The organism is Entomomonas sp. E2T0, assembly GCF_025985425.1.
GTDB lineage: Bacteria > Pseudomonadota > Gammaproteobacteria > Pseudomonadales > Pseudomonadaceae > Entomomonas.
In genome coordinates this window covers 1,599,446-1,624,266 of record NZ_CP094972.1, presented here as the reverse complement: position 1 = coordinate 1,624,266, position 24,821 = coordinate 1,599,446, and the positions used below count along the sequence as shown (strand labels likewise).

Here is a 24,821-nt window from a genome sequence, read left to right as displayed (position 1 = left end):
TTTTTATTTATCTACCAATAATAACTCTTTAGAATCGATAATTAAGATTAAGTTGCCCCTGATACTGATCAAATTTACTGCGTCCCCATTGACCACCAACTTGAGCCGAAACGTTTAATTGATTAGTTATATTACCTTGCAAGCCTAACTTAGCCTCAAAGCGATTTTTAGGCATACCATCTCGCAATTCAGTACCATTAAACTCTAACTGATTTTTGGCTGTATTATTAATCCAATTCATCTCTATAAATGGTTCTATAGCCTGTTTACGTTGGGTATCTCTTGCATGCAAACGTACCCCCACCCTCGACATCAAGCCACTTCCTTTATTGTCTGTTACCCACAACTCATTATGTCTATCATATAAATTATCTGTATCATAATAATGATACGTTAACTGTACTTGTGGTGTTGCAACCCACTGAGTGGTCTGTTGCTGGCCTAATACTAAGCCATATCCAATTTCTAGTGAATTACTCCATACATTACTATTATATTTTTTATTGCCTGAAACTTCTTTGCCTTTGGTCTCATTACGGAACCAACCATATTGCGACCAAGTATCCACATATAAGCCTAGTGCAGAGTCATCATTTTGGAACCAACTAGCATAAGTACCCACGTTATAGCCTTTAACAGAAGAGTCTGCTTTAATACGTGTAGAGCGTGAGGTACTGGTATTTTCATAATCACCATAACCAGCCATAATCCCTACATGCAGATTACCTTCATTTAAGCGCCATACACCTAGATCACTACCTAACTGCATGATATACATACGATCTCTATTACTAAGACTGTCATGAACGCTATGCCTGCTGCCATGAGTCATCTTAGTACGTAACCACAAAGTATTTAGTTGTGAGGTATCTGTTGAAGCTGCCGTGGATGATGCTAATAAACGATCTCTTAATTGTTGATTAAACATCTCCGTAGCGGCTACTTGATTAGCCAAATAAGCACCAACAATGGGATTGATAGCATTTGGCATATTTTTTAAATACCAACTATAGGCACTGGCTGAGCCACCTTGATAAAGACCATATTGATAAATACCATTCACTACAGGTCGCCCTAGAGCAAAGGCATTATTAGAAGAATTACCATTAACCTGTATAACCTCTATACCATCACCTGTTAAATAACCATACGAACTACCAGCAGTAGGTGTAATAAATACTTTAGTTGCACCAGTACCCGTTATTGCATTGTCTATAACAAGCTTGTCACTTATGCCTCCAGTAGTTGCAATATAAGTATTTAAATATAAAGCACCACCATTAGAAACAAAGTTACCTGCTCCTGCATTACCAATTGTTAACGTATTACCTGCCAAACTATTTTGGCCTGTCCTTAAATCAATCACACCATTATGATTAAAGTTAGCAAGGCCTGTTAAAGAAGCTTGAGTAGTAGTACCTGTATTATTTTTATTTGATAAAGCTAATACGCCTGAATTATTAAAGACACCATTTGCTCCAAAACTACTAACACTATTTGCTTTAGCTCCACTGCCAAAATTCTGTAAATCAAAGCGACCATTATTATTGAAAATAACATTATTACCCGAAAGACTGACATAACCTGTCATCAAATTGTTATTATCTATTGTAGTACTCCCAGCACTTCCACCAACAATTGCACGGTCACTGGTTGCACTAATAACACCATCATTAGTTAATATTTGATTACCCGAAGTACTTGCTATATTGACTGTTGCACCTGCTCCATCTCCTCCATGAACATGAATACCCTCTGCAACATTAATAATGTTATCGCCTGTACCGGTTTGACTATATATAGCCGTTGAATTGCTGCTACCTTGTACCAAAATATTAGATTTAATATCTAACCTAGCAGAATCTGTAGCTGTTGTATAAATACCAAAACTATTTACACCATCAGCAGTAATTGAACCTAAGTTTTCAATTTCTACTACATTACCGCTTGCCGCAATACCATAAGCACTACCAGATGCTGAAGTAGAAGTAATTTCTGACTTTGTATTAATAATGGTAGAACTAGACCCTTCATCAGCTCTTATAGCATAACTTGTTGCTGTACCATTTGATATAGCAATAATACTACCACCACTGTCTTGTTCTTGAATCGTGATATTAGTACTTCCATCACGACCTGCATAAATAGCAGTTACATAATCAGCATTACCTGTTGCTTTTATAATATTAGTCCCTACAAGCTGAATATCAATCGTATTAGCCCCATTAATTGAATATGCGAGTATTCCTATCGATGGATTGGCAACAGTCCCTATTACATCTATATTTATATCTTCTAAATTTAGAAGATGGATTTGCCCACTGCTATGTGATTCTGATAATACTCCTATGGTATTTGGGGGAAATCCACCTGTAGACACTAATTTAACAGTAGAGTTACTAATATTAGTGGTTAATGTTGCATTAGCACTATAGCTACCGGTTCTAACTGCATGCGAGACATTATTTTGATTTAAATCAATAGTGCTATCTGTTAAAGTTAAAGTTACATCACCAAGATAACTACCCATTTCAGGGTTTCCTAATATAACTCCACCTCCTAAAACAGAAGTATCAACAATAGATGTTATAGTCTGATTATCTACTGTGAGATTTGAACCTGTTGGATTTTGGTAATTTGGGTCTAAAGCAAAGATAGGTTTTATGATAAAAATAAGGGAAACACTTAATAGCAACCTCCCTGTAAAACATTTTGCAAACATACTATTATTCCATTAACAACATTTAAGGCTTTTTCTATTATAATCAATCAAATAAAAATTTGTATTAAATATATTAAGATTTAAGTCTTATTGCAAAAATATAGCTAATATGATAATTATTTCAATAAATTCATTAATCTATCCTTAGCTGGCTGATAACCTAAGTTTGCTGCTTTTTGAAACCATTCTTTAGCTAATGCGGTATTTTTATTTACTATATCCCCTTTTTCATATATATCACCCAACAAAAACATTGCTACTACCCTATTCTGTTTAGTGGCCAACTCATACCAATACACAGCTTGTTGACCATCTTTTGCAACTCCCCTTCCATAACGGTATAAACTTCCTAAAATCACCATTGCTTCCCCATTATTTTGGTCAGCTGCACGTTTAAACCAGTAAAGTGCTTCTTCGTTATTTTCATCAATATCTTCACCTAATAAATAGAACCAACCTAAATTAATCTGAGCTTCTGTATAATTTTGAGCAGCAGCTTTGCGATACCAATAAACGGCACGGGCTTTATTTTGGACAGTACCTATTCCTTTATCAAACATACTAGCTAGATGAAACTCAGCCTTTGGATTACCCTGCCAAGCACTACGCTCATACCAATAAACAGCTTGTCCATTATCTCTTGGAACAATCCAACCATATTGATAATGCCAACCTAATAAAAATTGCTGCTCAGCATTACCTTGTTTTGCTCCCTCTATAATATTATTTTTATAATTATAATTTTGCACATTACGAGAAATACAACCCTGTAATACCAATACAATAAGTATTAATGCACAGAAATTTAGCCATTGTTTAAAAAATAGATTATTTTTCATCTGGAATAACAAGCTCACTGTTATTTATAATTAATAGTTAATTTAACGTATTCTACACTGCAAAGTGTAATAAATTTAGTACAATAACCCTTTTAACTTAATGGAAATAACGGCAGATATCATGACAACCCGCAAAATACTTGTTACCAGTGCCTTACCCTATGCCAATGGTTCTATACATTTAGGCCACTTAGTTGAATATATTCAAACTGATATCTGGGTTCGTTTTCAAAAAATGCGTGGTCATCAAGCTATTTATGTATGTGCTGATGATGCTCATGGATCAGCCATTATGTTACGTGCTGAAAAAGAAGGCATTACTCCAGAACAATTAATTGATAATGTTCGTGCAGAACATAGCACAGACTTTGCTGATTTCTTTGTAGCATTTGATAATTTTTACTCAACCCATAGCACCGAGAATAAAGAACTATCAGAAAAAATTTACTTAAAACTAAAAGAACAAGGTCATATTGCTACTCGACCAGTAACTCAATATTTTGACCCTGAAAAACAAATGTTTTTAGCTGATCGTTTTATTAAAGGTACTTGTCCTCGTTGTGGTGCAGAAGATCAATATGGCGACAATTGTGAAAAATGCAGTGCTACTTATGATGCAACTGAATTAAAAAATCCAAGATCCACTATCTCAGGCGCTATTCCTGTACTTAAAGAATCTATGCACTTCTTCTTTAAATTACCTGATTTCACAGAGCTGCTTAGAACATGGACACGTAGCGGTTCATTACAGGATTCTGTTGCCAATAAATTAGCTGAATGGTTAGATTCTGGTTTGCAAGAATGGGATATTTCTCGTGATGCGCCTTACTTTGGTTTTGAAATTCCAGGTGAGCCTAACAAGTTTTTCTATGTATGGCTAGACGCTCCTATTGGCTACATGGCTAGCTTATTAAACCTATGTAAACAACGTCCAGAATTAGACTTTGATAGTTTTTGGAAAAAAGACTCTAATGCAGAGGTTTACCACTTTATTGGTAAAGATATCGTTAACTTCCATGCCCTATTCTGGCCTGCGATGTTAGATGGTGCAGGCTATCGTAAACCTACTGCAATTAATGTACATGGTTACCTAACTGTTAATGGCTCAAAAATGTCTAAATCAAGAGGGACATTTATTAAAGCCCGTACTTACTTAGACCACTTACAACCAGAATACTTACGCTATTACTATGCTAGTAAACTTACTCGTACTGTTGATGATCTTGATTTAAGCCTTGATGACTTTATTCAAAAAGTAAACTCGGATTTAGTAGGTAAAGTAGTTAATATTGCTAGTCGTTGTGCTGGCTTTATTGCTCGTGGTAATAATAGCGTATTAGTAGAGGCAAACCCTGCTCCAGAATTATGGCAAACCTTCCAAGAGACTATTCCAACAATTGCCGATGCTTATGAAGCCCGTGACTTTAACAAAGCAATGCGTGAAATTATGGCATTAGCCGACCAAGCTAATGCATGGATTGCTGACAAAGCACCTTGGACATTAAATAAACAAGAAGGTAAACAACAACAAGTTCAAGAAATTTGTGCATTAGGTATTAACCTATTCCGCTTATTAGTACTTACTTTAAAACCTGTATTACCAGAGTTAGCTAAAAAAGCCGAAGCTTATTTAAATATCGAACCATTAACATGGGCTGATTATCAAGCACCTCTAGCTAATCACCAACTTAATGAGTTTAAACCCTTAATGACACGTATTGAACAAGAGCAAGTTAATGCAATGATAGAAGCCTCTAAAGAAGACTTAAAAGCTGAAGGTGTACCTAAAGGTAATGGCGAATTAACAAAAGACCCATTAGCACCAGAAATTGAATACGATGCTTTTGCTGCTGTCGATATGCGTGTCGCTAAAATTATCAAAGCACAACATGTAGAAGGTGCTGATAAATTATTACAGTTAACCTTAGATATTGGTGACCAACAACGCAACGTATTTGCAGGTATTAAAAGTGCATACAAAGACCCAAGCCAATTAGAAGGCCGCCTAACTGTAATGGTAGCCAATCTAAAACCAAGAAAAATGCGTTTTGGTATGTCCGAAGGAATGGTAATGGCCGCAGGCCCTGGTGGTGAAGAAATTTACCTACTAAGTCCAGATAGTGGTGCAATACCAGGACAAAGAGTTAAGTAATATATAAATTATTAAGAGATTAATTAAATGAAAAAAATAGTTATTGTAAGTATATGTTCATTATTTTTGATGGCCTGTGATAAAACAGAAAATACAACTGATACTGTTACAGGTTTAACAGGTAATTGTGTAGACACATTAAAAGCTTACGATGAGCTTAACGCTTATATATATGATGATAAGGCTTCACCTTTATACAATAAAATAACTATAACTGAGCGTGAACAAAAAAGAAATTCTATGATAAATAGCTTAAAGACACGTTCACAAGAAGAATGTAAACATCAAGCAAATACTGTACGAATATCTATGGCACAAATAAAAGCTGAAGACACCCATCACTAACCACAATGTTAACTTCCTTAATGCCTACCTATATATAATAATTATATAGGTAGGCATTTTTTATTAAATTCTATATTATTTATGGATAATATTAAGATTTTTAATTATTAATAATTTTATTTTGCATGATAAATAATATAGTAACAACTTATACCCTCCCCCAACTCCGCCAAATAGAGCAAACTGCTGAGCAGGCAGGGATTGACTTAATGCAACGAGCAGCACGCTCTACTGCTGACTGGGTAAATCATCAATATCCTACCGCTAGCCATATTTTAATTGCTGTAGGAACAGGCAATAATGGTGGCGATGCTTTATGGGCTGGGTTAAATTTACATTCCCGAGACTATCAAGTTACACTTTTTATTCCCGAGCCAGTGGCAAGCCCTGCGGCTATAAAAGCTTTAGCACTATGCCATATTAATAAGCTACCTATAATTACTCATCTAGATCAGTTAACAACGCGGCCTAAACTAATAATAGATGGTTTATTTGGGATTGGTTTAAACCGTCCATTATCTGAAAATTGGCAACAGTTTATTAGTCAATTAAATGCTTTTAATTTACCCACTTTAGCTTTGGACACTCCATCAGGCTTAGATGCTTACACTGGTACAGTGTATGGCTCTGTTATTAAAGCAACAACCACTTTAACTTTTTTAGGTGATAAGCCCGCCTTACATACAGAGGAAGGAAAAAAACTAGCTGGCGAAGTGATTGTTGATATTTTAGATTTACCTAAAAATATGATTCCAACATAACATACAAAAAATAAAGGCAATACTGATAAAGTATTGCTCTTAGGATTAGCACAACAATAAATTAACGGTTAAATGCATTCACTAAACTATTAATATTTAGCTTGTACATTTTGTACTGTACCTGTTGTAAAACTAGCACTACAAGTTAATAGGCTTATTATCACAAACACATCTATAACGCTCTTTAGCAGACTTATTAAAATCTTTTGCTACACTAATAACTGATCTAAGTTTTGAGTCTGTCATTATGCCCAATTTCTTTATAGCGTCTTTATTATTTGGATCTTCATAATAAGCTGAAAAGCCATATTTTTGCTTGGGAGCAGTAGTTAATTTTGCTGGTTCATTAGTGGTTGATACTTTTCTATCATCGCACAACCATAAAACATATTTGCAACTAAAGCACTATCTATTAATAGACTAGTTTTACTAATTTTTTTTCATATTAATTCAACAAATTAAGTTGGTAATTAAAATATAACAAGCTCTATTTTACTAGTCTATTAATATTGTTTAGTGCCATTAATCACATTTATAGTTTACTATTTATCCTTCAATTTCTATCAGTAATTCGCCTTGATTAACAGCATCACCACCCTTAATATGAATAGCTTTAACAACACCATCAATTGGGGCTTGAATTTCTGTTTCCATTTTCATCGCTTCAGTAATAAAGAGCGCTTGACCTTTTTTAACAATATCTCCCTCTTTTACTAATACGTCCACAACAGTGCCTGTCATACCAACAGATACATCACCTTCTTTAGAAGCTTGTTTACGTCCGCCAGCAGCACTCTCACCAGAAACTAACTGTTCGAATACTACCTCTTGTGGAATACCATCTACTGTTAAATAGAAGTGACGTTTTCCCTTAGCCTTAGCACTAGCACCCTTAATGTCAATACGGTAACTCTCACCATGCACATCCACCACAAACTCAGATACACCTTCATTAGAAACAGCTGCACCTGCACTACCAGCGGTAGGAATAGGTAATAACTCTTCAGGTTTTAAAGTACCAGCAGCACGTTCTTCTAAATACTTACGACCAATATCAGGGAACATAGCATAAGTTAATACATCTTCTTCAGACTTAGCTAAATCACCAATTTCTGCTCGTAATTGTTCCATTTCTGGATCTAAATAGTCAGCAGGGCGTGTTGTAATCACAAATGAATTACCAATTGCTTGGAAACGTAATTCTTCGTTAATTTCTCCTGGAGCCTTACCATAACGACCTTCTAAATAAAGCTTAACTTCATTAGTAATGGTTTTGTAACGCTCACCAGAAAGTACATTAAATAATGCCTGAGTACCCACAATTTGAGAGGTTGGGGTTACTAATGGCGGATAACCTAAGTCCTTACGAACCCTTGGAATCTCATCAAATAAATCATTAATACGATTTAAAGCACCTTGTTCGCGCATTTGGTTAGCAAGGTTAGAAATCATACCACCAGGTACTTGGTTTGCTTGTACACGGGTATCAACCCCAGTAAATGGACTTTCAAATTGGTGATATTTTTTGCGTACTTCGTAGAAATACATACCAATTTCTTGAATTAACTCTAAATCTAAACCTGTGTCATAAGGCGTATCACGCAACGCTGCCACCATTGATTCAGTAGCAGGATGACTTGTACCCCAAGCCATACTAGAAATGGCCGTATCAATATGATCGGCACCATTCTCAATCGCTTTTAATTGGCACATGGTAGATAAACCAGCTGTATCATGGGAATGGATAAACACAGGTAAATTTAAAGCCCCTTTTAATGCTTTGACTAAATCACCTGTCACAAAAGGTGTCAACAAGCCAGCCATATCTTTAATGGCTATCGATTGCACACCCATATCAGCCATTTGTTTTGCTTGCTCTACAAAAGACTCAATAGTATGCACTGGGCTAGTGGTATAACTAATTGTGCCTTGTGCGTGTTTACCTGCTTTATTTACAGCATCAATAGCCGCTTGTAAATTACGCACATCATTCATCGCATCAAAAATACGAAATACATCAATCCCATTTTCTGCTGCTTTTGCTACAAAGGCTTGCACCACATCATCACTATAATGGCGATAACCTAATAAATTCTGACCACGTAATAACATTTGTAAACGGGTATTAGGTAACGCTTTTCTTAATTGACGCAAACGTTCCCATGGATCTTCTTTCAAAAACCGTACACAAACATCAAAGGTAGCACCACCCCACACTTCTAAAGACCAATAACCCACTTTATCTAATTTATCGCAAATAGGTAACATATCCTCAGTACGAAAACGAGTTGCTAATAAAGACTGATGAGCATCACGAAGGATAGTATCTGTTATAAGAATCTTTTTAGTCATTTATATCTACCTTGCTGTTATAAACCAGTATAAGCAGCAATAGCTGCAGAGATTGCTAGCGCCAATTCTTCAGGTCTGCGTTTGATCGAGTATTCACTCAACTCAGGATGAGAATCAACAAAGCTAGTATTAAAATGGCCTGATCTAAAATCAGGATGTTTTAAAATTTCTTGGTAATAAGCGGCTGTGGTTTTAACCCCTTGCAAACGCATATCGTCTAATGCACGTGCGCCCCTATTAACAGCCTCTTCCCAAGTTAGCGCCCACACCACCAATTTAAGACACATCGAATCATAATAAGGCGGCACAGTATATCCTGTATAAATAGCCGTATCCGTTCTAACACCAGGCCCACCAGGCGCATAGTAATGGCTTACTCTACCGAAGGTAGGTAAGAAGTTATTTTTAGGATCTTCCGCATTAATACGAAACTGCAATGCATAACCCCTAAACTTAACATCTTCCTGCCTAACAGATAATGGTTCGCCAGCAGCAATTCTAATTTGCTCTCTTACAATATCAATCCCCGTAATTTCTTCGGTAATGGTATGCTCCACCTGAACACGGGTATTCATTTCCATAAAATAGAAATTATTATCAGAAAGTAGAAACTCTACTGTACCTGCATTTTCATAGCCTACTGCTTGAGCAGCACGCACTGCTAGGCCACCGATATATTGCCGTTGTGCTTCTAATAACTGTGGACTAGGCGCTATCTCAATTAACTTCTGATTACGACGTTGAATTGAACAATCACGCTCATATAAATGAATCACATTGCCATGGCTATCAGCCAAAATCTGTACTTCGATATGACAAGGATTAATAATACATTTTTCTAAAAACACCTCAGCACTTCCAAAGGCTTTAGTGGCTTCAGAAATAACACGGGAATAATTTTGCTTTAACTCTTCAGGGTTATTACAGCGACGAATACCTCGCCCACCACCACCAGAAGTGGCTTTTAACATAATCGGATAACCGACTCTTTCAGCTTCCCTTAAAGCCTCATCCACATCTTTAAGATTACCTTCCGTACCAGGTGTACAAGGAACCCCCGCTTTAATCATGGCATTTCTGGCTTGGGTTTTATCACCCATGAGCTGAATAACCTCAGGCGAAGGACCAATAAAACGAATTCCCTTTGCCTCACAGCATCTAGCCAACTCTGGATTTTCTGATAAAAAACCATATCCAGGGTGTAATGCATCACAACCAGCTTCTACTGCAAGATCAACTAATTTTTGGGGATTGAGATAACCCTCTAAAGGTTCTTCACCAATATTATAAGCCTCATCAGCACGTTTAACATGTAATGCATGACGATCAGCCTCACTATAAACAGCTACCGAACGAATGCCCATTTCGGCACAGGCTCTGATAATCCGTACAGCGATTTCTCCCCTATTAGCAATTAGGATTTTTTTTATCACATAGACTCCCATGCACTTATTGTTAGCAAAAGATGTAATAATTTAACTTATTAATAAATACAGGTACAATTAAACTTTATAATAATTAGAAGTTTTATAGAGAGAAGTCAGTTTTTATATACATAAAGTAACAATTTTAACTATATAAACTGATCTATAAAGAAGGGAAAAATAAAACCACACAAATACACAAAGTACCTGTGTGGCTTAATATTGGAACTTATAATTCTTTGATAGTTAACACATCATCTTTATTAATAGTGGTGTCTTTACCATCTAACTGTTGGAATCTATAGAAACCTGCATCAGCATCTAATTTTGGTTTGTCAGTTGTTTGAATTTGACGACCATCTTTCAATGTAATAACAGATGGTGTTGAACAACCTGCTAAAACACCTAAACTTCCAACTAATAATAAAGCAGCTAATGCTTTCAATTTCATATGTAATACCCCTTTTATAAAAATATACTTAATCTAAATACATTACTTTAGATATGTTTACCATTATAAAGTTCATTCGATTTAACATCCTCTCTACATTAGTCTATAACATCAACTTTATATTCATCGTCAACAAGAATATGATAGGCTAAATATTATTGAACGCTAATAAATTGGAACCATAACTATGCTAGAACCTTTGATTCTCGATCCACCTGCTCCTGTAGATTCAGCTATTATTTGGCTACACGGCTTAGGTGCCAATAAATATGATTTTCAACCAGTAGCACAAATACTCCAACAACAACTACTGCGTAATACCCGTTTTATATTGCCACAAGCCCCTAGCAGACCTGTCAGCTTAAACATGGGAATGTCCATGCCCTCATGGTATGACATTATCAACCTAACCATCCCAAGAGAAATTAACCTAACCGAATTAGAAGAATCAGCGCAAAGCGTTATAGAACTGATTGAGGCACAACGTAAACAAGGTATAGCACTAAATCGTATTATCCTTGCAGGTTTCTCCCAAGGTGGTGCCGTAGTAATGCATACAGCTTATATTGCCTACCCTGAAAATGTAGGTGGAGTAATGGCGCTTTCCACTTATGCCCCTACCTTTACTGCTGAAACAACCTTGGCAGAAGGTAAACAAACTATTCCCTCACTACACCTACACGGCACACAAGATAATGTAGTTGATATTAGCCTAGGCAAAGCCGCCTATGACTTCTTAAAAAATAAAGGTATTAGCGCTTCATGGCACGACTACCCAATGATGCACGAAGTTTGTAATGATGAAATATCAGATATAGCCAAATGGCTACATGACAAACTAGTTAAATAACACCTTCAACTAAAGCGTTAGCAATTTTGCATAACGCTTTAGTTACAGCTAAAAGACAATCTCTCTAAATAGTATTTAAATACTTACTTCACATAACAATGAAAAAATGGAATCCAACAGTTATACCACCATCTACCCTTTGCCCTAAAAAATATTGTTATTTTTTTCTAGAACCAAATGATTACTATACGCAAGGTTTACACAACAACCTAGAAGAGGCTATGACTGAACTCAAACTAATAGAGCAAAAAAGTTGTGGATGTGAGTTTGGTAATTGTATACGAATCAACAATAATGGTGATGCTGATTGGTACGAACCTTGTGAACCTGCTTTAGAAAGGGATGGCTTACCTCATGATTACTTTATAAATAAAACCACCAAAATTGATAACTGATATTAAGCTTAACTTAACCTTATTCAATTACAATACTGACAGTAAATTACTACATTATTATGGAAAAGCACCTATGAACCCTAAGAACATTGTCAAACTTAGTAATTTTATTGGCATTATTGCCATTATCTGTCTTATCTATTGGGTTTTTATATTTACTAGCGTCACTGTATTTGATCTAAAAATCTTCCGCCAACGAATGACTGAAACATTCCTGCTAAGCATATTTGGTATCATTACCCTAATGGCTGGAGCATTAATGATAAACATTATGTTTAATCTAACCCGTATTGCGGAAAAACATAATACCGACCAACAGTACCCAGAAAAAAATCTAAAAAAATGGCTGATTATATTAATGGTATCTTTCCCCTTGATATTCGGCCTATTGGTTTGCGCTCACCAACTATCTATCTATAAAAGAAAAGAAGTACTGATTAACTCAGCTCACTCCGTATTAGAAAACTACCCACAATATATACAACAAATAGCGGATTATTCTTTTGCAGAAAGCTGGATTAACTCAACCAAACAAACCTTAAGAGTTCTATCTCAAACAGATAGCCAACTACCACACCTAATAGTTATTGTAAAAGACCAACTGGATGAAAACTCACCTGTCTACCTCAGCTTTGGTGATCGTTACTATGATGAGAACAAACAATTAACTAAAATAGATTACCTATTTAAAACCACTAAACCACAACGTGAATATTTTGATAATGTATTTAAAGGACAAACCAAAGACATTCGCTACGAGCATAAAAACAGCTCCTATAAACTGTTCTACCCTTATCAATACAAAGATAAAACAGTTATCTTCTTATTTAGTGACTACTATTCTTATGGCAAACTAGGTAGTTAATATTTTTCTCCCTAAATAGCAACAAACCAACTATCTAGGGTAAAACTTAGCTACTTTTTATTGTTATATTAATGGTGGACTATGTATTGTACACCTTAAGGCGTAACAATTTTGAGAGTAATTGGGCAACCAAGCTATAACAGCTCTACCACCCTTTCTTTTTAAAAACCCAATTAAGAAAGGCTAGATAACTAGCCTTCTTTTGCCATACTTATGATTCTTATTTTAATTTTTATAAATTATTGTTCTTAGAAACTTTATGATTTGTATATTTACTGTCCCAAACTTTCAATATGCATAACCAAGATTAATGGATACTCTATTTCATCACTAATAGTAATAAATAGTGAACATTTACTTATGTTGGTCTCGTGTAATACTAAACTGACGATTATAATTACATAAAGCTTAAATAACTCATACTATCCAGTATAAAAACTCATGTTTAAATTTATTACTAATAAATTTATATACTTAGGAAAACCAACCACCATAGTCACAAAAAAAAATAACTTGCTAGCCCTATAGGGTAAGGCTAAACTAAAAAGGCTATAGCAAAATCTATAGTATGGGCTTGGCGGCTCATTTCATGCTAAACAGCTCAGCTACTGGCTAATCAGGCGGCAGGTATTTCTTTCTGCCTGTACTTTATAGCGGGCTGTGTACGGGACATCCTTCGGGATGTGTCGATTTTTAGCATGATCGGTCCGCCAACCTGTGCGCAGTTTCGCTTCCAAACTATTAATTTGTAAGGAGGCCCAATAAAGATACAGGAGTTAAACCGATGAGCTACAAAAAATCACCACCACACTTTGTAACCTTAAATTCAAACTTACAAAGCAATGGCGAAAGCGTTCTCTATTACAATGCTAATGCTTCTCTAGATGCTATATACGAATGCGCCATTGGTAGACTAAAAACTGTAACGGATCTATTAGAGAATCTCTACGAATTTAAGGCAGCCCCTACAAATACCATTATTGCCATTTGCTCTATTTCAACCTTACTTTTAAACGAAGCAGCCACTCTACTAGAAGAATTAGACCCTGTGGCCGTACAGCTAAGAAAAGAAAAATGATAAAGGCTAGTAATACTAGCCCTTTCAAACCTTATTAAAAACTCCCCTTATTCAATATTTCTTAATGCTTGAAATAAAGTAAATAGTTACCTTATTTCATCTTTAAAATCAGCAAATCGAATTTAATACATATCTACATTTAGGGGAAATTATCCCTATGACGACCAAGAAACGTAAATAGATAAAAACAAAACTACCTGCCTAACTATAAAATAAATAACTAAAATCACTTGCTAGCCTTATAGGGTAAGGCTAAACTAAAAAGGCTATAGCAAAATCTATAGTATGGGCTTGGCGGCCCATTTCACAAGACAAAGTGACTAGGTTATCTAGCTCACTGTATCAGTTCGCATATATTTTTTATGGCGGGCTGTGCACGGGATTTCCTTCGGGAAATGCCGATTTGTCTTGTGGTCGGTCCGCCAACCTGTGCACAGTTCCGCCTCCCTAACAATAAAAAGGGAGGCTAAAACAAGGATACAGGAGCAAAACCGATGAGCAACAAAAATAACCAACCCTACTTTATCGCCCTAAATGCTACATCTCAAAGCAATAGCGAAAGCGTCCTCTATTACAACGCTAACGCCTCACTAGACACCATCTACGAATGCGCCACCGCTAGGATACACGCGGTAATCAACCTACTAGAAAATCTCTATGAGCTAAAAACCCAAGAAAATACCATAACCGCCATCGCCTCCGTATCCACCCTACTCCTAAACGACGCCACTACTCTCCTAGAATCCCTAGAACCTATCGCTATGGAACTAAGAAAAGAGAAATAAAAAAAGGCTAGCAACGCTAGCCTTCTTTAAAACATATTTTCAGTTACTAAAACGATTTACTATTTCCATTCTTCTTGACATAGCTTCCAAAAATTTTACTCCCTTAGATTCAATATTGTATTTTCTTATTAGCCCCCACATTCTATCTCGATAATAACCTGATGGATTAGGGTCATCATGTATTCTTCTATGAATATCTTTTTTAAAATCTTCTTCAGTAATCTTATTAAACATAACACAAGCTACAAGTATATTTAATACTATTCCGTAATAACTAGTACTCATAGCATTTCCAATTACATCATTAGCCCATAATTGGCTTAATTTTTTTATTTTTCCTGCTATAAGTTTTTTATATTTTTCTGGTTCTTTTATCTTTAAAACTATAAGAGAACAAACAAATAAAGAATATATACTTTCATTTTCAGGAGTAAACTTTAACGCTATATTAAATAATGAAATACAATGTATTTGTTCTCTTAGTGTTAAATCATACTCTTCTGGCATCTCAGTAAATATACGCTGGATATCTTTCAAATCATCGGTATAGTTTAATACTTCTCTCCCTGATGCTTTTATATCATTTTCTCTTTGTTCTAATAAATCATGAATACTATATTTCTTTAATAAAATTTCTATAAATTTCCCTTTTGCAGGTTGAGGAAGTAAGTAATCAAAATCAATAAAACGTCTTAAATAACCATTTACATTCAAACTATCACCATAAATAGCCTTTATTGATGAACCTAACTGCTCTTTGTCTACCCCTAAAACAAAAATAATATTCTCAACATTAAAAAAGTGTTTTGCTTTCTCTAAAATTTCTATAGCAAAGTTAGGACGGCATCTATCTAATTCGTCAATAATAAAAACTAAAGGCTTTTGATCATTCTCACTAGTAATGCTACTTGCAAAGTTTGATAATGTTTCCCTGAAAGCTAATAATCCTTGCTTAGACTTTTCATAATGTTCTATTTGTTCCTTAGCCAGTGACTCAGCAAAATCAGATAATGTAGCCTCAGTTACCTGATCAAGATCTAAAGCTCCCATAGTTCCCATTTTTGCTAATACAGGAATACTACGTTTCAATAATGCACTACCTAATTTTTTAGCCTTATCAAAGTATTCTTTTGCTTTTGATTCATTACCATCTTTAGATATTTCATTAATTGAAGCACTGATCTCACCAATTAAACATACTAAAGCATCATCAGAAAAATCACTCTCCCATGCATTAAAATATAAAGTAGGAATACCTTCATTCTTTAAATGCTGCTTCCATATTTTTAGAAAAGTTGTTTTTCCCATTCCCCAAGGTGCATCAATACATATCACCATTGGCTCTTCAGATGAGGTAACAAACTCTGTTAATATTTCTGCACTTTCTTTTCTTTCTAAAACATCATTAGCGAAAGGGTCATCTTCTGGAATTTCAATTTCTCGACTTTTTATTATCATCATTTTTTCCTTTTACTAATGACATTAAAAATAAATAAAGATACTAGCTCCCCATTCGCCAAGTAGTGCCACTTTTACCATCTTCGATAATTACGCCCATAGCAGTAAGTTCATCACGAATGCGGTCGGACTCTGCCCAGTTTTTATTGGCACGAGCTTCTAAGCGAGCATTGATAAGTGCTTCAATTTTAGCGACATCCACATCGGTATTAGCTGTTGCACCTTGTAAGAAGTCATCGGCTGATAACTGTAATATACCTAATAGACTAGCTAGTTGTTTTAGTTGGGCGGCTAGGCCAGTAGCCGCTTGTAGATCATTATCTTTTAAGCGGTTAATTTCGCGCACCATATCAAATAGTACTGAACAGGCTTCTGGGGTATTAAAGTCGTCATTCATGGCATTGGTAAAACGTTCTATATAGGTTTCACCGCCAGCTGGTTGTGCTTCTGGTAAACCTTTTAATGCTAAATAGAAACGTTCTAATGCACCGCGGGCTTCTTTTAGGTTATCTTCTGAATAGTTAATTGGACTACGATAATGGCTAGCTACTAGCAGATAGCGCACTACTTCCGCAGGATATTTTTCCAATACTTCGCGAATGGTAAAGAAGTTGCCTAGTGATTTAGACATTTTCTCGCCATCTACACGCACTGCCCCTGCATGCATCCAAGTTTCAGCATAGGTTTTACCTGTAGCGGCTTCACTTTGGGCGATTTCATTTTCATGGTGAGGGAATACTAGATCAGGGCCACCACCATGAATATCAAAAGTTTCGCCTAGACAGCAGGTAGACATTACGGAACATTCAATATGCCAGCCTGGTCGACCTTCTCCCCAAGGAGATGCCCAACTTGGTTCACCTGCTTTAGCGCCTTTCCATAGTACAAAGTCGACAGGGTCTTGTTTGGCTTCATCTACTTCTACCCTTGCACCACTGCGTAAATCTTCTACTTTTTTGCGCGAGAGTTTGCCGTAGTCTTTAAATTTACCCACACGGTAATAAACATCACCATTGTTGGCAGCATAGGCGTAATCTTTTTCTACTAGATTGCCTATCATTTTATGCATACCATCAATATAGTCGGTAGCACGTGGCTCAATATCGGGTGGTAATACACTGAGTTTGGCTTCGTCTTGGTGCATGGCGCCAATCATACGTGCGGTTAACGCTGTAAAAGGTTCGCCATTTTCATTAGCACGGTTGATAATTTTATCGTCAATATCGGTGATATTGCGTACATAGGTAACATCATAGCCTAGATGACGTAACCAACGAGTTACCACATCAAAAGCTACCATTACTCGCGCATGACCGATATGGCAGTAGTCATAGACTGTCATGCCACATACATACATGCGCACTTGGTTATCTTTTAATGGCTTAAAAGGCTGTTTAGTTTTGCTGAGTGTATTGTAGATAGAGAGTGCCATTATTGCCCCCATGAATCACGCAGGGTAATAGTACGGTTAAATACTAGACTGTCTGGCTTGCTATCTTTACTATCTAAACAGAAGTAACCTTCCCGTTCAAATTGGAAACGATCATCTAAAGTAGCCTTTGCCAATGATGGCTCTGCTCGACAACCTTTTAGTATCACTAGTGAATCTGGGTTGATGTTTTCTAAGAAACTACCATCTTCTTGTTCCGTTTTATTAGGGTTAGCTGTTTTAAAGAGACGATCATATAAACGCACTTCGCACTCGATACTTTCTTTAGCAGGTACCCAATGAATAACGCCTTTTACCTTGCGGCCTTCTGGGTTTTTGCCAAGGGTATCTGGGTCATAGGTGCAATGTAGTTCTATAACATTACCGTTTGCATCTTTAATGGCTTTTTCTGCTTTGATTACATAACTCCCACGCAGTCTTACTTCGCCTTCTGGCACTAGACGTTTGTAACCTTTTGGTGGGTTTTCGTCGTAGTCACCTTGATCAATATAGATTTCACGGGCAAAAGGCAGTTGGCGTTTGCCTAGTTCTTCTATTTTAGGATGACGAGAAAGCTCTAAGATTTCTTGCTTATCTTCTGGGTAGTTAGTAATCACTACTTTTAGTGGTTTTAGTACGCACATAGCACGCGGTGCATTAGCGTCTAAGTCTTCACGAATACAGAATTCTAAAACGCCCATATCTACTACTGCATCAGCACGGCCTACACCAATACGTTCACAGAAATCACGAATTGAAGCAGGGGTATAACCACGACGACGGAAAGCAGAAATAGTAGACATGCGTGGATCATCCCAACCATTAACATGACCTTCTTCTACTAACAATTTTAGTTTACGCTTACTGGTAATGGTGTAGTTTAGATTTAAACGGGCAAACTCATATTGGTGCGGTGTTGCTGGCACAGGTAGGTTAGCTAAAAACCATTCGTAAAGCGGGCGATGGTCTTCAAACTCTAAGGTACATACTGAATGAGTAATGCCTTCAATCGCATCTGATTGACCATGGGTAAAGTCATAACTTGGGTAGATACACCATTTATTACCTGTTTGGTGATGCTCGGCATGGCGAATACGGTATAAAATGGGATCACGCATATTCATATTAGGTGATGCCATATCAATTTTAGCTCTTAAGGCTTTTTCACCGTCTTTAAATTCGCCTGCTTTCATTCTAGCGAATAGGTCTAGGTTTTCTTCTACCGTGCGATCACGATATGGGCTGTTTTTGCCGGGTTCACGCAATGTGCCACGGTATTCACGGGCTTCTTCTGGTGAAAGATCACAAACATAAGCTTTGCCTGCTTTGATTAAGTCAATTGCCCATGCATGTAATTGGTCAAAATAATCTGAGGCATAGCGAACTTCGCCTACCCAATGAAAGCCTAGCCATTCTACATCGTATTTAATGGCATCAATAAATTCTTGCTCTTCTTTGGTTGGGTTAGTGTCATCAAAACGTAAATGGCAATCACCACCAAACTCTTTGGCTATGCCAAAATTTAAACAAATAGCTTTAGCATGACCTATATGTAAATAACCATTAGGCTCTGGTGGAAAACGGGTAATCACTTTCTGGCAACGCCCTGCTTCCAAATCAGCCTTAACTATTTGACGAATAAAATTATTTGCAGATGCTGTTGTTTCTGAATTGCTCATATATTCCTAACCATAGCGATAAAATAAAGGACTGCAAACGCGCAGCCATTAAAATTAACTGAACTGTTTATGATACCTAAAGTAAGGTATTAAGGGGAGTTTTATTTGTAGGAAATTGCTGTCTTTTTTATTTTATTTGGAATTAGATTGTTTATGAACTAAACAGTTCTTAGCCTAGTAATTCGTTATTAATAAACCAGTTAGTTAACTACCTGTTATTCCATTAATTATTAATACAGCACTCCAACTGATCACAATATTTAAAAAAGCCAACATTACTGCAAACATTAAAAAGTTACCACTTGGTATTTTTAATACTTTCATACAAATAATAATGGAAACTATTGCAGACAGTAAAATTCTTATAAAAGGACTATAGGGAAAGAAAACAAAGGTTACCACTTGCACAAAAGTAGTAATAATACTCAATATAAAACATTTTAAATAATTGGAATCTTCTGCTTCTGCAAATTCCGCTGCCCAATGCAAAGGAAAAATATAAAGCACTAAAAAGAAAATGGACACTATCACTCTATAACATTCCTTAATTTTTATTAATCAATGTACTAGGAAAATATTAAATTTATATAAGTAAATAATATAGTTGCTTTCTTTTATATTAGAATTCTTTTCTTAATTATCACTTAATTTAGTAGTTGCTAACCATTTTATCTCCTACCTGATAAGGTAACAGAAACAGAATCGGAATAACGTAGTGCTTGTGGTTTATCCACTTCTACTTCGACATATTGTACTTCTTTATATTGCATTACTAAATCTACTAGTTCTTGAGTTAGTCGTTCTAATAAGGCAAAACGATTATTTTCTACATGGCTAATAATTGCTTTAGTAATGGTACGATAATTTAGCGCATATTCGATTTCATTTTCCTGCACTGCTGCTTGGGCTGAATAGAAAATGGTTAAGTTAATAATAACGTCTTGGCGGTTATTAATTTCTTCTTCTTTAATCCCAATAAACGTACGTAATCGTAGATTTTTAACTCGAATTTTTGCAGTACCCACATCAAGTATTGGCATATAGGCTCCTCTTTGTTCAATAATTATTATTTGCTAGTATAAAAGGCTTTCACTATGATGAACAGTATTGCACTCGCATAGACCTGCAAAACTAAAGTATTTTTAATAATAATAGAGGTTGTTATGAACTCCGCTGCCGTTGTTTTAATCACTAGTAAAGTTACTAAAAGCTTGCATACCAATATTGAAAATAACTATAAAACTTATCATTTATGGGAACAGCCAGATCAAGAAGCCTTTCTAAAACAACATGGACATGAAATAACAGCTGTAGCAACCAGTGCTGTCTATGGGGCTAGCGCAGAATTAATGAGTGCTTTACCCAACCTTAAAATAGTTGTTAGTTATGGTGTTGGGTTTGATGCCCTTGATATTAACTATGCTAAACAACATGGTATTACAATTACCAATACCCCTGATGTGTTGAATAACTGTGTAGCGGATACAGCGCTAGCCCTATTATTAGATGTGGCTCGTTATATCAGCTATTCAGATCGTTTTATCCGTTCTGGGCAATGGAAAAGTCGTTCAGTTAAATTAGGCCATAAAATAGGTAATAAAACTTGTGGCATTGTAGGATTAGGCCGTATTGGTAAAGCCATTGCTAAACGTGCTGAAGCCTTTGATATGAAAATTGCTTATTATGGTCGCCATCAGCAATCTGATGTAAATTATGATTATTATAATGATCTGCAAGCACTAGCTAAAGCAAGTGATTTTCTAGTACTTGCCCTACCCGCTACAAGTGAGACTAACCATATTATTAATAAGCAAGTATTAACAGCTTTAGGCGCTAAAGGGTTTCTAATTAATATTGCTAGAGGTTCTGTAGTAGACGAGCAAGCATTAGTAACAGCCTTGCAAGAAGGGGTTATTGCGGGTGCTGGCTTAGATGTATTTGAGCATGAACCGAATACCCCAAAAGAACTTTGGGAAATGGATAATGTGGTAATGACACCACATATAGGTAGCTCTACCTATGAAACTAGAGAAGCGATGAGTGATTTAGTATTTGCTAATTTACACAGCTTTCTTGAAGGTAAAGGGGCTATTACTCCTGTGGTATAACCTTAAATATTAGATGGGGCGACGACCAGCTAAAGCATGGGATAACGTTCCCCCATCTACCAACTCCAATTCCCCACCAAGCGGAACACCATGGGCAATACGAGAAACGGTTAACCCTTTAGGTGACAACAATTGAGCAATATAATGAGCCGTTGCCTCACCTTCTACGGTAGAGTTAGTGGCTAAAATAATCTCTTGAAAGTCAGCGTTTTCAATACGTTTTAATAACTCAGGAATACCTATTGCTTCTGGCCCCAAACCATCTAATGGTGATAAGTGGCCTTTCAATACAAAGTAACGACCTTGATAGCCTGTTTGCTCAATCGCAAAGACATCTAGTGGCCCTTCCACAATACACAATAATCTATCATCGCGATTAAGTGAGGCACACTGTGGGCAAAGCTCTTCTTCACTCAAGGTATGACAAAGCTTGCAATAGCCTACTTTATCCATTGCTTGATTTAAAGCATCTGCTAATTTCAAAGCACCTTGCCGATTACGTTCTAACAATTGCAAAGCCATACGTTGCGCACTCTTTTTACCTACACCAGGTAAAATACGCAAGGACTCAATAAGCTGATTAATAAGGGGGCTAAAACTCATGATTCTCTTAATTACTGAGCTAATGCTATTAGCTCAGCAGTAACAAGTAACTAATTAGAAAGGCATTTTGAAACCAGGAGGCAGTTGCATACCTGCTGTCATACCAGCCATTTGTTGTTGTGTATTTTGCTCTACTTTACGTACGGCATCATTAATAGCCGCTGCAATTAAATCTTCTAATACTTCTTTTTCTTCTGTCATTAAACTAGGATCAATAGTCACTCGTTTAACATCGTGACGACCTGTCATTACAATAGAAACTAAGCCAGCACCTGATTGACCAGTAACTTCTGCATTGGCTAATTCTTCTTGCATCTTCTGCATTTTTTCTTGCATTTCTTGCGCTTGTTTCATTAAAGCGCCCATGCCACCTTTTAACATTGGATATACTCCTTAATTTATTAATCTTAATTGTGCATTATTATAAGCGGTTATAGCGATTTTATAAATTACTTATCTAGTTACTTTACTTCGTTTTATTACAAAGGTTTAATACTTTCTTCATCCAGTTTTGCTGAGAACTTATCCACTAACTGCTGTACAATAGGATCCTCTAAAATAGCTCGTTCTGCAGCCTTTTGTAATTCTATTTTCTTACGTTGTTCTCGTTGTGCTGGTGTTTCTTGCTCAGGCTTTTCAATAATAATTTTTAAGCTTACATTGTGACCTAAATAAGTATTAATGGCATCACTAATCCTTTTTTTCTGATTATCACTAAATAATGCTTGCTGTGTTGGATCTAACTGCATAGTCCATTGCTGTTCATCTTTACTAATTAGCGTACAGTTTGCAGCAATACTTGCTGTAATACCACTTAGCTTAAGTGCAGGCAATATTTCTATCCATTCAGCCGCTAACCCTGTTGCAGGTGCTGGCAAACTATCCAACAAGTCTATCTTTTCTGCTGTACCTGCAACATCTGTTTCAACATAGTTCTGGTCTAAAAAAGACTGATACTCCTCAACGGATAGATAGTCTTCTTCACTTTCTCCAACAGTTTCTTCTTGATAATCTGCTAGCGCTGGATCTGTAACTATGGATGTAGCAGTTTCTTCTGTCACATTTACTGTAGTAACTGCCTGTACTATTTCTGGAACTTCCTGTTGTTCTGCCGTAGTATTTTCTGGTTTTTGTGGTGTAATCTCTTGCTCATCAGTTACCAGACTTTCCTGAATATTAGTTTCTAATTCAGGTTCTACCACAACCTTAGTAACTATTTCTTCTGTTGGCTGAACTAACTTTGCATTATTCAGTGTTTTTTTTTCTACTGTTTCCGTTGTAGCTGAAGCTTCAATTTTTTTTAATGGAGTAATAGGAGCTCGCTCAGCATTAGCAGGACGGAATGCTAGCATTCTTAATAAGACCATTTCAAAACCTTGCTGACTACTAGTAGCTAAAGGTAAATCACGACGTCCGACTAAACCCACTTGATAATAGAACTGCACATCCTCAGCAGGTAACGCTTGCGCTAAGGCTATAATTTGCTCTTTATCACCTATACTGTCATCAACCGCATCAGGCAGTATTTGCGCAATAGCAATACGATGTAAGACATTTAATAACTCTGCTAATACATCTAACCAATCAGGGCTTTGCTCTGCTAGCTGCTTAATAATAGCCAATAATTGTTTAGCATCACCCTCTAATAAAGCAAATAACAGCTCATAGACTTGATTCTGATCTAGAGTGCCCAACATATCCCTTACATCAGCTGTATTTACCTTCTCACCACCAAAAGCAATGGCTTGATCCGTCAGGCTCATTGCATCACGCATAGAGCCTTGAGCAGATCTACCTAATAGCCACAATGCTTCTTTCTCATAAGGAATTTTTTCCACATCTAATACATGAGCAAGGTGTTCTACAATACGATCAGCAGGGATATTTTTAAGCGCAAATTGCAAGCAACGTGATAAAATAGTCACAGGCAGTTTTTGTGGATCAGTCGTTGCTAGTAAAAACTTTACATGAGATGGTGGCTCTTCCAAGGTTTTAAGCAAAGCGTTAAAACTATGAGATGATAACATATGCACTTCATCGATTAAGTAAACCTTAAAACGACCTCTGGTTGGTGCATATTGAATATTTTCTAATAATTCTCGGGTATCTTCTACTTTAGTGCGGCTTGCTCCATCCACCTCAATAAGGTCTATAAAACGACCCTCATCAATTTCAACACAAGTAGAACAAACACCACAAGGCGTTGAGCTCACACCTTGCTCACAATTTAAGCATTTAGTAAGAATACGAGAAATGGTTGTTTTACCAACACCACGAGTACCCGTAAATAAATAAGCATGGTGTAACCGCCCTGTATCTAATGCATTAATCAATGCACGTAATACATGGGTTTGCCCAACCATTTCATGAAAATTATGCGGCCGCCACTTGCGAGCAAGAACTTGATAACTCATATGAATAATTTTAATAAATACTCAATAGTAAATGATAATGAATTATAAAGGTATAAGACAATAAGTAGAAAGGATTAATTTCATTAACTAAGAAAGTTAAAGCTTTAAGAA

General features: G+C 36.3%; 23 protein-coding genes. 9 read left to right on the top strand and 14 right to left on the bottom strand.

Translation table 11 applies throughout. The annotated features are described in order from the left end of the window. Window positions 1–28: 28 nt before the first annotated feature. Window positions 29–2,722, bottom strand: a complete 2,694-nt coding sequence (locus tag MTZ49_RS07730) for an autotransporter outer membrane beta-barrel domain-containing protein (RefSeq protein WP_264747761.1) — start codon at window positions 2,720–2,722, stop codon at window positions 29–31. A gap of 116 nt (window positions 2,723–2,838) precedes the next feature. Next, window positions 2,839–3,561 carry a tetratricopeptide repeat protein gene (locus tag MTZ49_RS07725; RefSeq protein ID WP_264747760.1) on the bottom strand — a complete coding sequence of 241 codons (723 nt, stop codon included), beginning with the start codon at window positions 3,559–3,561 and terminating at the stop codon, window positions 2,839–2,841. 118 nt (window positions 3,562–3,679) lie between these two features. On the opposite strand from MTZ49_RS07725, the gene metG reads away from it, so the two are divergent. The 3 genes from metG to MTZ49_RS07710 all read left to right on the top strand — a co-directional run bounded on the left by metG (window position 3,680) and on the right by MTZ49_RS07710 (window position 6,819). After that, window positions 3,680–5,713 carry a methionine--tRNA ligase gene (gene metG, locus MTZ49_RS07720; RefSeq protein ID WP_264747853.1) on the top strand — a complete coding sequence of 678 codons (2,034 nt, stop codon included), beginning with the start codon at window positions 3,680–3,682 and terminating at the stop codon, window positions 5,711–5,713. A gap of 27 nt (window positions 5,714–5,740) precedes the next feature. Next, entirely contained in the window at window positions 5,741–6,058 is a 318-nt protein-coding gene (locus MTZ49_RS07715; RefSeq protein ID WP_264747759.1) for a hypothetical protein, read from the top strand. A 125-nt stretch (window positions 6,059–6,183) separates the two neighbouring features. After that, entirely contained in the window at window positions 6,184–6,819 is a 636-nt protein-coding gene (locus MTZ49_RS07710) for an NAD(P)H-hydrate epimerase (RefSeq protein WP_264747758.1), read from the top strand. A gap of 138 nt (window positions 6,820–6,957) precedes the next feature. Here MTZ49_RS07710 and MTZ49_RS07705 read toward each other — a convergent pair whose 3' ends face one another. The 4 genes from MTZ49_RS07705 to MTZ49_RS07690 form a co-directional block, all read right to left on the bottom strand. Continuing rightward, a complete protein-coding gene (locus MTZ49_RS07705) occupies window positions 6,958–7,197 on the bottom strand; it encodes a hypothetical protein (RefSeq protein WP_264747757.1) in 240 nt (79 codons plus the stop codon). Window positions 7,198–7,365: 168 nt separating this feature from the next. After that, window positions 7,366–9,171: a sodium-extruding oxaloacetate decarboxylase subunit alpha gene (oadA, locus tag MTZ49_RS07700; RefSeq protein WP_264747756.1), complete on the bottom strand. Its 1,806-nt coding sequence runs from the start codon at window positions 9,169–9,171 to the stop codon at window positions 7,366–7,368. 17 nt (window positions 9,172–9,188) lie between these two features. After that, window positions 9,189–10,604, bottom strand: a complete 1,416-nt coding sequence (locus MTZ49_RS07695; protein ID WP_264747755.1) for an acetyl-CoA carboxylase biotin carboxylase subunit — start codon at window positions 10,602–10,604, stop codon at window positions 9,189–9,191. Window positions 10,605–10,824: 220 nt separating this feature from the next. Continuing rightward, window positions 10,825–11,046 carry a YgdI/YgdR family lipoprotein gene (locus MTZ49_RS07690; protein ID WP_264747754.1) on the bottom strand — a complete coding sequence of 74 codons (222 nt, stop codon included), beginning with the start codon at window positions 11,044–11,046 and terminating at the stop codon, window positions 10,825–10,827. 187 nt (window positions 11,047–11,233) lie between these two features. Here MTZ49_RS07690 and MTZ49_RS07685 point away from each other — a divergent pair, with 187 nt between their 5' ends. The 5 genes from MTZ49_RS07685 (at window position 11,234) to MTZ49_RS07665 (ending at window position 15,019) form a co-directional block, all read left to right on the top strand. Next, window positions 11,234–11,896 carry an alpha/beta hydrolase gene (locus tag MTZ49_RS07685; protein WP_264747753.1) on the top strand — a complete coding sequence of 221 codons (663 nt, stop codon included), beginning with the start codon at window positions 11,234–11,236 and terminating at the stop codon, window positions 11,894–11,896. A 221-nt stretch (window positions 11,897–12,117) separates the two neighbouring features. Continuing rightward, a complete protein-coding gene (locus MTZ49_RS07680; protein WP_264747752.1) occupies window positions 12,118–12,291 on the top strand; it encodes a hypothetical protein in 174 nt (57 codons plus the stop codon). 73 nt (window positions 12,292–12,364) lie between these two features. After that, entirely contained in the window at window positions 12,365–13,156 is a 792-nt protein-coding gene (locus tag MTZ49_RS07675) for a hypothetical protein (protein WP_264747751.1), read from the top strand. 784 nt (window positions 13,157–13,940) lie between these two features. After that, entirely contained in the window at window positions 13,941–14,234 is a 294-nt protein-coding gene (locus tag MTZ49_RS07670) for a hypothetical protein (protein ID WP_264747750.1), read from the top strand. Between the two features lie 494 nt (window positions 14,235–14,728). Beyond that, complete coding sequence (locus tag MTZ49_RS07665; RefSeq protein WP_264747749.1) at window positions 14,729–15,019, top strand: hypothetical protein; 291 nt, start codon at window positions 14,729–14,731, stop codon at window positions 15,017–15,019. A gap of 39 nt (window positions 15,020–15,058) precedes the next feature. Here the strand turns inward: MTZ49_RS07665 and MTZ49_RS07660 are convergent, their stop codons facing one another. The 5 genes from MTZ49_RS07660 to folX all read right to left on the bottom strand — a co-directional run bounded on the left by MTZ49_RS07660 (window position 15,059) and on the right by folX (window position 20,625). Then, window positions 15,059–16,480 (bottom strand): KAP family NTPase, encoded by a 1,422-nt coding sequence (locus MTZ49_RS07660; RefSeq protein WP_264747748.1) that lies wholly within the window; start codon window positions 16,478–16,480, stop codon window positions 15,059–15,061. A gap of 40 nt (window positions 16,481–16,520) precedes the next feature. Beyond that, window positions 16,521–17,909, bottom strand: coding sequence for a cysteine--tRNA ligase (cysS, locus tag MTZ49_RS07655; protein ID WP_264747747.1), 1,389 nt, complete (start codon window positions 17,907–17,909; stop codon window positions 16,521–16,523). Beyond that, complete coding sequence (locus tag MTZ49_RS07650) at window positions 17,909–19,585, bottom strand: glutamine--tRNA ligase/YqeY domain fusion protein (protein ID WP_264747746.1); 1,677 nt, start codon at window positions 19,583–19,585, stop codon at window positions 17,909–17,911. Before MTZ49_RS07650 ends, cysS begins: the two co-directional genes overlap by 1 nt. A 204-nt stretch (window positions 19,586–19,789) precedes the next feature. Then, window positions 19,790–20,116 (bottom strand): hypothetical protein, encoded by a 327-nt coding sequence (locus MTZ49_RS07645; protein WP_264747745.1) that lies wholly within the window; start codon window positions 20,114–20,116, stop codon window positions 19,790–19,792. A 137-nt stretch (window positions 20,117–20,253) separates the two neighbouring features. Then, the gene (gene folX, locus MTZ49_RS07640; RefSeq protein ID WP_264747744.1) at window positions 20,254–20,625 is read right to left on the bottom strand and encodes a dihydroneopterin triphosphate 2'-epimerase; all 372 of its coding nucleotides are present in this window, start codon (window positions 20,623–20,625) and stop codon (window positions 20,254–20,256) included. Between the two features lie 123 nt (window positions 20,626–20,748). On the opposite strand from folX, the gene MTZ49_RS07635 reads away from it, so the two are divergent. Further along, the gene (locus tag MTZ49_RS07635) at window positions 20,749–21,693 is read left to right on the top strand and encodes a 2-hydroxyacid dehydrogenase (protein WP_264747743.1); all 945 of its coding nucleotides are present in this window, start codon (window positions 20,749–20,751) and stop codon (window positions 21,691–21,693) included. 9 nt (window positions 21,694–21,702) lie between these two features. On the opposite strand, the gene recR is transcribed toward MTZ49_RS07635, so the two are convergent. The 3 genes from recR to dnaX all read right to left on the bottom strand — a co-directional run bounded on the left by recR (window position 21,703) and on the right by dnaX (window position 24,710). Next, window positions 21,703–22,296 carry a recombination mediator RecR gene (recR, locus tag MTZ49_RS07630; protein WP_264747742.1) on the bottom strand — a complete coding sequence of 198 codons (594 nt, stop codon included), beginning with the start codon at window positions 22,294–22,296 and terminating at the stop codon, window positions 21,703–21,705. Between the two features lie 54 nt (window positions 22,297–22,350). Beyond that, window positions 22,351–22,677: a YbaB/EbfC family nucleoid-associated protein gene (locus tag MTZ49_RS07625; RefSeq protein ID WP_201094029.1), complete on the bottom strand. Its 327-nt coding sequence runs from the start codon at window positions 22,675–22,677 to the stop codon at window positions 22,351–22,353. A gap of 98 nt (window positions 22,678–22,775) precedes the next feature. After that, window positions 22,776–24,710, bottom strand: coding sequence for a DNA polymerase III subunit gamma/tau (gene dnaX / locus MTZ49_RS07620; protein ID WP_264747741.1), 1,935 nt, complete (start codon window positions 24,708–24,710; stop codon window positions 22,776–22,778). Window positions 24,711–24,821 lie beyond the last annotated feature (111 nt).